The sequence below is a fragment of the Hymenobacter convexus genome (assembly GCF_030580955.1).
Taxonomy (GTDB): domain Bacteria; phylum Bacteroidota; class Bacteroidia; order Cytophagales; family Hymenobacteraceae; genus Hymenobacter.
This window is the reverse complement of sequence record NZ_JAUQON010000015.1, coordinates 1-13,240: the sequence shown is the minus strand read 5'-3', so window position 1 is coordinate 13,240 and position 13,240 is coordinate 1. Positions and strand designations below refer to the sequence as shown.

Annotated in this window: 9 protein-coding genes and 1 rRNA gene; 1 reads left to right on the top strand and 9 read right to left on the bottom strand. The window is 63.5% G+C overall.

The window, feature by feature from the left end; genetic code table 11:
* Positions 1–191: 191 nt before the first annotated feature.
* From Q4S41_RS22645 to Q4S41_RS22605, 9 genes are all read right to left on the bottom strand, one after another.
* Positions 192–1,064 (bottom strand): NAD(P)H-binding protein, encoded by an 873-nt coding sequence (locus Q4S41_RS22645; RefSeq protein WP_305033421.1) that lies wholly within the window; start codon positions 1,062–1,064, stop codon positions 192–194.
* A gap of 51 nt (positions 1,065–1,115) precedes the next feature.
* Positions 1,116–1,364 carry a hypothetical protein gene (locus Q4S41_RS22640; RefSeq protein ID WP_305033420.1) on the bottom strand — a complete coding sequence of 83 codons (249 nt, stop codon included), beginning with the start codon at positions 1,362–1,364 and terminating at the stop codon, positions 1,116–1,118.
* 21 nt (positions 1,365–1,385) lie between these two features.
* A complete protein-coding gene (locus Q4S41_RS22635; protein WP_305033419.1) occupies positions 1,386–2,183 on the bottom strand; it encodes a ZIP family metal transporter in 798 nt (265 codons plus the stop codon).
* A gap of 4 nt (positions 2,184–2,187) precedes the next feature.
* A complete protein-coding gene (locus Q4S41_RS22630) occupies positions 2,188–2,856 on the bottom strand; it encodes a DUF305 domain-containing protein (RefSeq protein ID WP_305033418.1) in 669 nt (222 codons plus the stop codon).
* Positions 2,853–4,937 carry a heavy metal translocating P-type ATPase gene (locus Q4S41_RS22625; RefSeq protein WP_305033417.1) on the bottom strand — a complete coding sequence of 695 codons (2,085 nt, stop codon included), beginning with the start codon at positions 4,935–4,937 and terminating at the stop codon, positions 2,853–2,855. The genes Q4S41_RS22630 and Q4S41_RS22625 overlap by 4 nt, the downstream gene beginning before the upstream one ends.
* A gap of 12 nt (positions 4,938–4,949) precedes the next feature.
* A complete protein-coding gene (locus Q4S41_RS22620) occupies positions 4,950–6,107 on the bottom strand; it encodes an efflux RND transporter periplasmic adaptor subunit (RefSeq protein WP_305033416.1) in 1,158 nt (385 codons plus the stop codon).
* Positions 6,108–6,157: 50 nt separating this feature from the next.
* Complete coding sequence (locus Q4S41_RS22615) at positions 6,158–10,591, bottom strand: CusA/CzcA family heavy metal efflux RND transporter (protein ID WP_305033415.1); 4,434 nt, start codon at positions 10,589–10,591, stop codon at positions 6,158–6,160.
* Between the two features lie 177 nt (positions 10,592–10,768).
* A complete protein-coding gene (locus Q4S41_RS22610; protein ID WP_305033414.1) occupies positions 10,769–11,098 on the bottom strand; it encodes a DUF6660 family protein in 330 nt (109 codons plus the stop codon).
* A gap of 1,685 nt (positions 11,099–12,783) precedes the next feature.
* Positions 12,784–13,086 (bottom strand): hypothetical protein, encoded by a 303-nt coding sequence (locus tag Q4S41_RS22605; RefSeq protein ID WP_305033413.1) that lies wholly within the window; start codon positions 13,084–13,086, stop codon positions 12,784–12,786.
* A gap of 92 nt (positions 13,087–13,178) precedes the next feature.
* On the opposite strand from Q4S41_RS22605, the gene Q4S41_RS22600 reads away from it, so the two are divergent.
* A 16S ribosomal RNA gene (locus Q4S41_RS22600) occupies positions 13,179–13,240 on the top strand; the annotation flags it as partial.

The window sequence follows — 13,240 nt, the reverse complement described above, 5'->3', positions numbered from 1 at the left end:
CCCTCATAAAATCAGGAATCAAAGCAATAATTATAAAATTCAAACAACTGGTGGTGCTTGAGCTTCACCAGTTGCAACAGTAGAGCTTAGGCTAGGACAAAAACAAAACGAGCGGGCCACATGGTCCGCTCGTTTTGTTTGGGGTAAAAGCCAGGGTTAACATTTCTGCATGGGCCGGCGCACGGGCTGGCTCAGGCCTGCGAGGGAGACTGCAGCGCGCGGGCCAGCACCTCGCGCATGGACTGTGGCCGCCGGCCCAGCAGCGTTTCCAAGGTGGGGTCCACGGCCGCGAAGTCGCCGCGCCGCGACGCCCGAAACGAGCCGAGCAGCAGTTTCGCCACCGGCTCGGGCACGCCGTGCGCCACCTGGGCTTGCACCCACGCGTCGTCCGTGACGGTTTCGTGGCGGACCTCGCGGCCCGTCACCTCCGAGGCCAGGGCCGCCAGGTCGGCCATGGTCACGGCTTCGGCGGCGGTGAGCGGCGGGGTGAGGCCATTGAAGCGGCCGGGCTCGGTGAGGAGGCGGGCGTCGGCTTCGGCCAGGTCGGCCCGGGTAGTCCAGCTGACGGGGCCGTCTTCGGGGGTGCGCAGCAGGCCGGCTTGCAGGCCGCGGCCCACCATGTGCAGCGCGCTTTCGGCGTAGAAACCGTGGCGCAGCGAGGTGTAGGGCACGCTTTGCGCGGCCAGCATGGCTTCGCTGGCGGCGTGGTTGAGACCTGGCTCAAAGAACGAATCGGGCCGTGCGCCCATGTGGCTGGTGTAAAGAATGCGGCTGGCGCCGGCGGCGTGGGCGGCTTCGATGGCGGCCTGGTGCAGCCGCCGGGCCTCTTCCCCGAGCTTGTTGGCCGAGACAATCAGGACCTGGTCGGCCCCGGCAAAGGCCGTGCGTAAGGTGCCGGGCTGGGCAAAATCGCCCGCCCGCACCTGCACGCCCCGTGCGGCCAGCGCCGCCGCCTGGCTGGGGTCGCGCACGCTGGCGACCAGCTCCTGGGCGGGCCGGCTACGCAGCAGGTTTTCGATGATGGCGGCCCCTAACTGGCCGTTGGCTCCGGTGATGACAAGCATATGGAAATGAAGTTGGTGATGAAGTAAAGCATGGGGTATGGGCGGTGCGCGCTACGGCCGGCGGCCGGCCTGCAGGCGCTGGGCCAGCTCGTCGGAGGGCGCACCCCGCAGGCGGTCATAGTTCAGCTGAAACAGCCAGGTGGCATGCACGGCGCCGGCGTCCGCCTGCCCCTCGGCGTTGCTGCGGCAGTTGCTCAGCAGCAGCCCGCCGGCCAGCAGCAGGGCATGGGCAGTCTCTTTGGAGAAGGCAATGCGGCGGCCGGTGGGCTCCAGGGTCAGGTCGATTTTGGCGGTGGGCATGGGGAAGGGTAAAGTGGTTAGCTAGGCAATCATGCCCAGCAGGAGAAACAAGAGAAAACCCACGAAAAAGGCCAGCGTCAGCAAAGGCGTTTCGGCTTCCTCGTGAGCTTCGGTGAGCAGCTCCTCGGTGACGAGGAAGAGCAGGGCGGCCAGGCCAAAGGAAAGCACGATTTCGAGCAGGTTGCCGGTGGCCCCGCGCAGCACGGTGGTGCCGATGCCGACGCCGACGAGCAACATGAGCGAAGTGCCGGCCACAATGGCCACGGTCCGGCCCTTGCCGTGGCCGTCCTGGCGCAGCTCCACGGCAGTGGCCAGGCCGAGCGAGAGCAGCTCGATGGTGAGGGCGATGGCCAGCAAGGTGCCTTCCTTAGCGCCGGCGGCAAAGCCGATGCCGAGCAATAGCCCGTCGATGAAAATGTCGATGCCAATGGCGACGAGCAGGCCCCACGGCAGCGCGGCGCTGGCCACGGTGGGGGCAGAGCCGGTGGCCGGTGAGTCGGATTCTTTACCGGCGGTTTCCTTTTTTTCGAGGCGCTGCGTGAAATAACGCAGGCCGAGCATGGTGGCCACGCCGAGGCCGAAGCCCAGGGTCACTTCGTAGGGGGCGTGGTGCTGCACGATGTCGGGCAACAGTTCGACGGCGACCACTGAGAAAATGACACCGGCCGCGAAGTGCAGGATGGCGCTGCGCAGCTGGGGGCCGGGCGCACGCCAGACAGCCAGGGCCGCGCCGGCAATCATGACCACGGCCGGCAGCAGCGAAAAGCCGAGCATGGAGGTCCAGGGCGGGGTGACGGCGGTGGGAATGGTCAACAGCATGGCGCTATTTGGTGGTATTGGTCTTCAGCCAGCGCTGGTACTGCTTGATTTCGGCCTGCTCGTCGCCGACAATGCGGCGGGCGGCATCTCTCAGCTCGGCGTCTTTGCCGAAGGCCAGCTCGACCTGGGCCAGCGCCACGCCGGTTTGATGGTGCACCTGCATGAGAGTCGCGAAGTCGGCATCGAGCGGGCCGGGTGTGGGCGGCGGCTGGCGTAGCGGGGCCAGGGCGGCCGTAATGCGCCGAACGAACGGGTCCTTGGTATTGCCAGGGCGGTATTCCTGGCCCTTGGGCGGCTGCTTGGTGAGGGCCAGGGTAAGGACGTGGTTGTCGCGGGCGTGGCCTTTGAGCACGTGCTGGGCCAACTCACGCAAGGTAGAATCTTTGCCCCTTGAAATCTCCACGGCGGCCAGGCGCTGGGCGCCGGCGTGGTGCACGGTCATAAGACGAGCAAAGTCCTCGTCCCAACAGCCGTCGCGGTGCACGGTGTCGAGCTGCTGGGCCAGCAGTTGCAGGGTGTCGCGCAAGCTGAGCGGAGTGGCAACGGGAGCCGGCTTTGGTTGGGTGGCGTAGGCTTCCTGCTCGTGGGCGTCGGTATCGTGCCGGGGGTTGCAGCCGATGAAAGGCAGACTTATCCCAAAGAGGAGTACGGCGAATACGGAACGGTGTCTCATGGCTTGGTAGTGAAGTCCATGCGCTGGATGCGCACGGCGTTGAGGATGGCGAGCAGGGCCACGCCCACATCGGCAAACACAGCCTCCCACATGGTGGCCAGGCCACCGGCGCCGAGAGCCAGCACCACGGCTTTCACGGCGAAGGCCAGCCAGATGTTCTGCCACACCACGCCGTGGGTGGCCACGGCGATGCGGCGGGCGGTGGCAATCTTGCTGGGGTGGTCGGTTTGGATGACGACGTCGGCCGTTTCGATGGTGGCATCGGAACCAAGGCCGCCCATGGCGATGCCCACATCGGCCAGCGCCACCACGGGAGCGTCGTTTACCCCGTCGCCGACGAAGGCCAGGCGGTGGCCGGCGGCTTTCAGGCGCTCGACGTGGGCGGCTTTGTCTTCGGGCAGCAGGCCGCCGTGCGCTTCGGTAATGCCGAGCGTCTGGGCCACGCGCTGCACAATGGCGTCTTTGTCGCCGGATAGCATGACGATGGTGTTGATACCCTGGGCTTTGAGTTCCCGCACGGCTTGGGCGGCGTCTTCCTTGATTTCGTCGGCCACGGTGAGGTAGCCGGCGTACTGGCCCGCCACGGCCACCACCACGATGCTGTCGACCAGCTGGTCGATTTCGGCGGGGTAGGCGACGTTGAATTTCTGCAGCAGCTTGGTGTTGCCGGCCAGCACGTCCTGGCCATCCACGCGGCCGCGCAGGCCGTGGCCGGCTATTTCTTCGACGTTCTCCACGGAGAGGGCCGGGCCGGTGGGCTTGACATGTTGCACCAGCGCTTGGGCGATGGGGTGGGTGGACTTGGCTTCGAGGGCCGCAGCCAGGGCCGTGAACCGGGCTTCGGTCTGGCCGGGGGCCGTGACGACCTGCTGCACGGCGAACACGCCCTTGGTGAGGGTGCCGGTTTTGTCCATTACCACGGTGTCAATCTCGCGCATGACGTCGAGGAAGTTGGAGCCCTTGAAGAGCACACCCGCCTTGGAGGCCGCCCCAATGCCCCCAAAGTAGCCAAGCGGAATGCTGATAACCAGCGCGCAGGGGCAGGAAATCACGAGGAACACCAAAGCCCGGTAGAGCCAGTCGCGGAACACATAATCGTCGACGAAGAAGTACGGCAGTAGCGTGAGCAGCACCGCCATCCCCACCACGATGGGCGTGTAGATGCGGGCAAACTTGGTGATGAACTGCTGGGTCTTGGCCTTGCGGCCCACCGCGTCCTGCACCATCGCCAGAATCTTGCTCAGCTTGGTGTCCTGGAACGCGGCCGTGACGGCAATCTGGCTCAGCGTGTCCTGGTTAATCATGCCGGCCAGTACGGTTTCGCCTTTCTGCTTGGTCTGGGGCACGGATTCGCCGGTGAGGGCGGCCGTGTTGAAGGTGCCGCGCTCCGACTGCAGGGTGCCGTCGAGGGCCACTTTTTCGCCGGGCTTCACTTCAATGACGTCGCCCACCACCACTTCTTTGGGGTCGAGCACGAGGCGCTGGCCGCCGCGGAGCACGCCCACCTCGGTGGCCTGGATTTCGAGCAGGGCCTTAATGCTGCGCTTGGCCCGGTTCACGGCCGCGTCCTGGAACAGCTCGCCCAAGGTGTAGAACAGCATCACGGCCACGCCCTCGGCGTACTCGCCGAGGGCAAACGCGCCGATGGTGGCGATGCCCATGAGCAGAAACTCGTTGAAGATGTTGCCGCTGGGAATGCTCTGAATAGCCGAGCGCAGCACCTTCCAGCCCACCAGCAGGTAAGCCACCCCGTACCAGATGGGCCGCACGTAGCCGGTGAAGAAGCCGACCTTGTAGTAGTCGAGGGCGATGCCAGCCAGCATGAGCACCAGGCTGATGCCGGGGGCCAGGTAGGGGTTGGCGTCGGCGGGGCCATGGTCGTGGTCGTCATGGTCCCCGTGGTCGTGGCCGGCGTGCTCATCGGATTCGTCGTGGTCGTGGCCGGGCACGTCGTGTCCCTCTGGAGCAGTGGCGGCTTCGGGGGTGAGCTGGGTGCGGGTGAGGGCGCCCACGTTTTCGGGCTGCACCTGCTTGGCGGTGTTCAGCTCCTCGTTGAGGTTATCGGATGAAGGGTCAGGCATGGGGTGGGTTAATTATTCTTCCTCTTCGGCATTTTTGAGCTTGCCCAGCAGGGCATACGCGCCTTCGGTGACAAAGCGCAACGGCTTGCTCTGTTCGGCGGCGGGCAGGTGCACTTCGGTGTAGCCATCCTCGCTCACGCCCCGCGTCACGGGCACCATGCGGTAGGTGGCGGTGCTGGCTTTCGCGGCTGAGTCGGCGGCCACGAAAACGTAGGCCTGAGCGCCGTACTGCACCACGGCCTTTTCGGGCAGGGTGGGCACGGTAACGCGGTTGGTTTCGATGACGGCCCGCACGAACGTGCCGGGCAAGAGCTGCTCATCCTCGCGGTCCTGATGGGCGTGGATTCGGACCGTGCGCTCGGGGCTGATGGTTTTGCTGATGAGGTAGACGTGGGCGGTGCGCTCGCGGCTGAGGGAGTCGTTGCCGAGGGAGAAGCGCACGAGCTGGCCCTCCTTCACCTGCGGGATGTCGCGCTCGAACACAGTAAGCTCGACGTGCAGGTGCTCGGGATTCACGATTTCGAATAGCACGTCGGTGGGCGTCACGCTCTGGCCGATGCTCACGTTCACGGCCTTCACGAAGCCGCCTCGGGGGGCGCGTACGTTGGCCGTGCTCACGATGAGGCCGCCGAGGGGCAGGCCGGCCAGGCGCAGGCGGGCGGCCTGGGCGTTGGTTTTTACTTGCAGGGCTTCGTATTCGGCCTGGGCGCGCTGGTAGTTTTTCTGCGGGGCCACTTCCTGGCGGTAGAGCTCGGCCTGGCGCTCGTACTCGGCTTTGGCCAGTTTCAGCTGGCTGCGGGTTTCGAGGTAGTCCTGCTGGAGCTGTACGAAATCGGGGTTGCGGATGACGGCCAGCAGCTGGCCAGCGCGCACCCGCGAGCCTTGCAGCAAATCGGTCCGGTCGACGAAGCCACCGAGCGGGGCACTCATCGACACGAGGTTTTCGGGCGGTACGTCGAGCACGCCGTTGACTTTGAGGCCGCCGCTCATCGGGCGCTGGGTAAGGGCGCCGAGGCGCACGCCGCCAATTTGTTGCTCGGCGGCGGTGAGGGTGACGCGGTCGGGCGCGGCGGTTTCGGCGGCCGGGGCGCCCTTGCTTTCTGTGGCCGGGGCGTCGGTGGTTTCGTCGGTTTCTTTCTTACCGCAGCCGGCCATTAGAGCCAGCAGCAAGAAACAAATGGGTAGGTGTCGCATGCTTGAGATAATGGGGTTGGGGCGGCCTATTGGCTGCCTAAAAGGTATTCCAGCTCGATGACGGTCTGGTTGTGTTGGAGCAGGGCGTCGAGGTAGTCGAGGCGCAGGCGGCGGGCCCGCTCCAGGTTAAGCAGGTACTCGGAATAGCCGGTTTCGCCAGCCTTGTAAGCAATGGTGGACAAGCGGGTGATGACCACGGCCTGGGGCAAGGCGGTGGTTTCGAAGTAGCGCAGGCGCTCTTGCTGCTCGGCACGGCGGGCCAGCAGCTCGTCAAGCTGGCCGGCCAGCTCGGCCCGGTAACGGGCGTAGCTGGCCTGGGCTACCTGCTCCTGCAGGCGGGCGGCTTGCACCCGGGCCTTCTGCGGGCCGCGCAACAAAGGCACAGCTACACCGGCCTGCACGCCCTGGAAGCGGGCGCCGGGGCCGAAGTAGCGTTCGGTACCCGCCGCGTCGAGGCGCTGATAACCGATGATGCTTTGGTTGAAGTAGCCCACCGTGAACTCGGGCAGGCCGGCGGCCCGGGCCACGCGGGTTTCGGCGCGGCGCTCGGCCACCTGCTGGGCCAGTACCTGGGTCTGGGGGTTGCTGATTTTCAGCAATGTATCGGCCAGGGCGAGCGCAGTGGTGTCGGCCAGTGCGGCGGCCCCCATCAGGGAAAGCGGACGCAGGAGGCTGTCGGCCACAGCTACGGCGGTGGGCACTTGCAGCAGGGCCTGCAGCTGGCGCTGGGCCACCCGGAAATCGGTGCAGGCGGCCAGCAGCTGGGTGCGGATTTCGCCCTGCTGCACCAGCGCCGTGGCGGGTTCGAGGCGCGCGGCTTCGCCGGTTTTGAAGCGCAGGTTAGCTGAGCGCAAAAACTCGGTGTACACGCTGTCCTGGCCGTGCAGCACCCGCAGGCGGTGGCGGGCGTGTACGGCCTGCTCGTAGCTCAGGCGCACCTGCCGGCGGAGCTCGGCCTGCACCTGCGCCAACTGGGCCTGCTGGCCGGCGATGCGGGCATCGGCCAGGCCAGCCGCACTGCGGTACACGCCGGGCAAGGCCAGACCCTGGGTGATGGTGAACTGGTTGTCGCGGTTCTGCGAATTGTATTGGCCGTAGCTGGCCTGCACGGTGGTACGGCCGTAGTCGTATGCCGTGCGCCGGATGACCTGCTGGGCTTCGAGGGCGCGCTGGCCGGCCAGCACTGTGCCGTTGGTTTGCAGGGCCTGGGTGACGGCTTGCGGGGCGGTGAGTGGGCTTTGGGCCTGGCTGAAAAGCGGCAATAGCAGCAACACCAGTAGCGAAGCGACGGGCAGCCTTTTGGCGGTGGCCGGCTGCGGCTCGGGGTCGGGCTGCGCGTCCTTTTTTCGCTCACTCAATGCATACAGCACAGGCAGCACTAGCAGCGTAAGCAGCGTGGCCGAAATGAGCCCGCCGATAACGACGGTGGCCAGCGGGCGCTGCACTTCGGCCCCGGCCGATTGAGCCAAGGCCATCGGCAGGAAGCCCAGCGAAGCCACGGTAGCCGTCATCAGCACCGGGCGCAGGCGCACCTCGGTGCCGCGCATGATGCGCTCCGTCAGGTCAGTAATGCCTTCGGCTTTGAGCTGGTTGAAGTAGCCGATGAGGACGATGCCGTTGAGCACGGCGACCCCAAAGAGAGCAATAAAGCCCACGCCGGCCGAGATGCTGAACGGCATGCCCCGCAGCCACAGGGCCCCGATGCCACCGATGGCCGAGAGCGGAATGGCCGTAAAAATCAGGACCGACTGCTTGAAGGAACTGAAGGTGAAAAACAGCAGCACGAAAATGAGCACCAGGGCCACGGGCACAGCGATGCTCAGCCGCTCAGTGGCTTGGCGCAGGTTCTCGAACTGGCCGCCGTAGGTGGTGTAGTAGCCCGGCGCAAACCTGAGCTGGCGGTCGATTTTGCTTTGCAGCTCCTCGACCACCGTCTCCACGTCGCGGCCCCGCACGTTGAGGGCCACCGTGATGCGGCGCTTGGCGTCATCGCGCTGAATCTGGTTGGGTCCCTCGCGCAGCTCCACGTTGGCGACTTGCTCCAGAGGCACCTGGCGGCCGTTGGGGGCAGCAATGAACAGCCGGCTCACGCTATTGATGTCCTTGCGCAGGTCGGAGCGCAGGCGCAGCACCAGGTCGAAGCGGCGTTCCTGCTCGAACACCTGGCCGGCGGTTTCGCCGGCGAAGGCGGTTTGCACGGTGCAGTTCACGTCGGCCACGTTGAGGCCGAACTGGGCCAGGCGGTTGCGGTCGAGCTGCACCACGATTTGAGGGAGGCCGGTGACTTGCTCGATGTACACGTCCTCGGCTCCCTTCACCTGCCGGGCTAGGCGGCCGGCCTGTTGGGCGTAGTCGGCCAGCTGCTGCAGGTCCTCGCCGTAGATTTTAAGCACCACATCCTGCTTGGCCCCCGAAATCAGCTCATTAAAGCGCATCTGAATAGGTTGCTGAAAGCCGAAGGTGACGCCGGGCATGACGCTGAGGGCCTGGGCCATCTTGTCGGCCAATTCTTCGCGGTCGGGCGCCGAAGTCCAGTCCTGCTGGTCCTTGAGAATTATCATCAGGTCGGCGGCTTCCACGGGCATGGGGTCGGTGGGAATCTCGCTGGAGCCGATTTTGGCCACCACCTCCTTCACTTCCGGAAACTGCTTTTTGAGGATGCGGCCGGCCACCTGCGCCTGCTCGATGGTATAGCTGAGCGAGGAGCCGGTGAGCACGCGCATCTCCACCGCGAAGTCGCCTTCGCTCAGGGTCGGGATGAACTCGCCGCCGAGCGCGCGGAACAGGAAGAAGCCGCCCACCAGCAGACCAACGGCCGTGAGCAGCACCGCCGCCTGGTGGCGCAGGGCTCCCTTGAGCAGTGGGTGATAGAGGCGGGTGTAAAAGGCCATCATCCGGTCAGAGAAGGTCTTTTGGCTTTCGGTGGAGCGGCTCAACGCCAGCGCCGACATCATGGGCACGTAGGTGAGCGACAAGATAAAGGCCCCGAGAATGGCAAAGGCCACTGTCTCAGCCATTGGCCGAAACATCTTGCCCTCGATGCCGGCCAGGGCCAGCAGCGGCAGGTACACAATCAGGATGATGATTTCGCCGAAAGCGGCCGATGAGCGGATGTTGCTGGCGGCCGTGTAGGTTTCGTCGTTCATCTCCTCCGCCGTGAGCTGGCCGCCGGTGGCGTGACCGGGCGCGTGGCCGCCGTGCAGCCGGTGCACGATGGCCTCGACGATGATGACGGCCCCGTCGACAATGAGGCCGAAGTCGATGGCACCGAGGCTCATCAGGTTGCCCGATACCCCAAACAGCCGCATCATGCTCACGGCGAAGAGCATGGCCAGCGGAATAACCGAGGCCACCACCAGCCCGGCCCGCCAGTTGCCGAGGAACAGCACCAGTACGAAAATTACAATCAAGGCCCCTTCAAGCAGGTTTTTGGTGACGGTGTGGACGGCGCGGTCCACGAGGTTGGAGCGGTCGAGGAAGGGCTCAATGGTGACGCCCTCCGGCAGCGTTTTGCGGATGGTGGCCATGCGCGTTTTCACGTCTTTGATGACTTCCGAAGCGTTGGCGCCTTTGAGCATGAGCACGAGGCCGCCCGTCACCTCGCCCTCACTGTTGCGCGTCATGGCCCCGTAGCGCACAGCCGAGCCGTAGCGCACATCGGCCACGTCGCGCACCAGCACGGGCAGGCCGGTGCTGGTGCTGCGCACGACGATGTTGCCGATGTCGGCGGGCGAGGTGGCCAAGCCCTCGGTGCGGATGAAAGCGGCCGTGGGATTCTGGTCGAGGTAAGCCCCGCCGGCGTTCTGGTTGTTGGCGGCCACGGCCTGGAATACCTCATTCACCGTGACGCCCAGCGAACGCAGGCGCTCGGGGTCGAGGGCCACTTCGTACTGCTTGAGCAAACCGCCAAAGGAGCTGACGTCGGCCACGCCGGGCGTACCCAGCAACTGGCGGCGCACAATCCAGTCCTGGATGGTGCGCAGCTCGGTGGCGTTGTACTTCTTCTCGTAGCCCGGCTTGGCGCGCACCAGGTACTGGTAAATCTCGCCCAAGCCGGTGCTCAGGGGCGCCAGTTCGGGGCGGCCGGTACCGGCGGGAATCTGGCTTTCGGCTTCCCGCAGCCGCTCCGATACCTGGGTGCGCGCCCAGTAAATGTCGGTTTTGTCCTCGAACACGACCGTGACCACCGAGAGGCCGAAGCGCGAAAACGAGCGGACTTCGACCCGGCCGGGAATGGTGGCCATGGCCTGCTCCACGGGAAAGGAAACGATGCGCTCAATCTCCTGGGCGGCTAGGGAGGGGGCCACGGTGTACACTACCACCTGGTTGCTGGTGATGTCGGGCAGTGCGTCGATGGGCAGGCGGCTCAGCGAGTAGCTGCCCCACGCGACGAGGGCCAGGGTGAGTAGCCCGATAATGAGCTTGTTGTGAATGGAAAAATGAATCAGCCGGTCGAACATCCGCTGGTTGGGGGTTAGGTCTAACGCTTCCGTGAAACCCTGCAGTGCGGCGGCTTCGGCCCTTGAGCGGAAGCGGCGGCGACATGACCCGGCCCGTGCGAAACGCACGATGAGGGCGGCCGGAACGCACGCGGCGCCCGGCTGCCCGGCGGGGTCAGCAGGAAAAAGGGGGAAGGATTAGGCCCTGGGGGGCTGCCACACGTCTGCCGTGGAACGGGTGGGCGCGGCTACCAGCAGCCGGGCATGGTACAGGCCGGAAACCCACTGCTCAGGAGCAGCTATGGCCAGCTGGACCGGCTTGCTGGGAGCCAGCACGGCGCCCGCGCAGCAATGGCACTGGCAGAGCGGGGAACACGAGTCGTCCACGCCGTTCTGGCCGCAGTCGGAGTGTGGGGTGGCGCTGATGCTGGCTTGGGCCTGCGCTACGCATACCTCAGCCTCATCGGCACAGGGCATGCACGAGAGGCAGGTGAGGTACAAGGAAAGCAGCAGGGCAAACAGACGCATCGGGGGCAAAGGTAGCGCGGGTGCGCCTGGGTAGCGACAGATGAACAGAACGGGAGAAGGCTGGGTTCGCAAAATGTATTGCAGGCACAAGCTCATACCAACAACACACCTGATTTTGAGCTTGGATATTGGCCGATGCTGGCAGCCGACCACGAGTTGCTAGGCACGAGATGAGGGCCTGTAAGTGAAAAGTCGCTAATGCCAAGGGGCTCACACAACCGCCTGCGAGCTTGATGGCCCGGTTCTTTTGGTGTTGTCAGCCCTAATAATATAAAGTGGCAAGAGGGTGGAGTGTGCGCAAGTGTTCGACGAACTTGCTGGAAGCTGGTTTATTACAGCAGCCAGCAGCCATATTTATTATAGAGATAGGCCGGAAAAGGGCAACAATCGGGTCCGGCCAGAATTAAAGTATACCCTTGGCATTGATTCAGTAATCAAGCTCTACCTCTATAGGTTACGGTCGATACGTCGGCTGTGTGCTTTTAAGGTAATCTGACCAAGCCGGACAGAGGACGCTATATGATGGAGGTGAATTTCGAGGTGGTAGCGAGCCGTTGGGGCCGACCAAGCGGCCGAGGGCGGCGCGCACGCCCAGGTCCGATTCAGTGGTGCGCGGCCCAATTGAGCAGGGCTATAGGGCCGAAGGTCATGCGCTTTGAGCACGTGGCAGATGCGCCAGCGGCGTGCCGCAGCCGACGCGTGCCATCGCGCTGGTTGTGATACGCAAAAACCATGCGTACGGCGATTGGCCAGTACGACACCTCTTTCGGCGGCTGCTGGTCGCGCTGCCAAGCGGAATATGCGACCTGCGCCACGCGCAGCACTTTTTTATAGAGTTGGCACATGAGCACCTGACTTGGGCGGCGCACTGGAAAAAGTAGCGGCGGTGCTCACTAAGCTGGCTGCCCGAAGATGGCCAGGGCTTTTTCGAAATATTCAACTCCTGCTTCACCCGCTTCCCTCTTCAGGTGGGCGCACAGGGCGCGTACCTCTGGGTCGCGAGTCACTTCCTCGCTTCCTAATCTTGGCCACGAGCGCGCCTGCTGCCAGCGGTAGAGAAGCCTCGGGTCAAAGCTCTGCTGTCGCGCTGCGGCTCGCGCCAGCCAGACGTAGCGCTTCGGTTTTGAACGCCTCAGCGTATTTACGCCGTCTGTCGAGCACTGCCCCGTTCTTTTTTGCGGTCATGAGAGATAGAAGTATGCATCCTTGTTCTACCCGTTATTCATAAACCACTTCACGTTAGTGAAACTGAAAACTGCTTACCACACATTTATTCACCATAACACCCTCGCAGCCAGTTGAGCCGGTACTTTTAAACACGGGTGATACATTCCACTCACACAAAAGCTCCGGCATTATGCCCCGCCCACACCGCCTCAACCTCACCGAATTCTTCACCCCCGAGCCAATTCGCTAAAATTTCTAAAAAACCCGCTATTCTATAAGTCTCTGATTCCAAACAGTCCGCTGCATTAAAACCGTCTGCGCTACGGTTGCTTCCAGCGAAAGTTGCTCGCCACCCCTTGCCACCTCAAAAATTCCTCCTACTTTTGCACTCCCAATCGCCAACAGGGCATCGGGTTCTGCCTTAGCAACCGCTTCGCAGAAGAAATTGACAGGTCAGGAACTTCACGCTCGGCGTACTTGTATTGCCACCCGTGCCGCTTCATAAAAGCCCGCGAAAATTAAATTTCGACAGCGCTTGTGAAAGCCGAAAGAAGCGCCTTACCTTTGCACCCCGCTTCAACAGGAGGCGAAAACGAATTGAAAAGCGAAACGAAGAAAAGATAAAAATTTCGCCGCTCGCTTGCCAGTTCAAAACTTCTTCTTACCTTTGCACTCCCAATCGCAAGAAGGGGAAACGAAAAGAAAGAAACACCGGCTGCTAACAGCCACACTATCACCTCAAATGGAAGTGATACACGTTCTTTGAATGTTTGGAAAAGACAAATAGTAAGGGCTGCTTTCAGCAATGAGAGCAGCAGCAATTACAAGCGTAACACGAATACATAGAACTCGTCAATACGAGTCGGATTCGCACTCGACATCAGCCCATCTTCGGATGGGTGTAGAACATTTTACAATGGAGAGTTTGATCTTGGCTCAGGATGAACGCTAGCGGCAGGCCTAATACATGCAAGT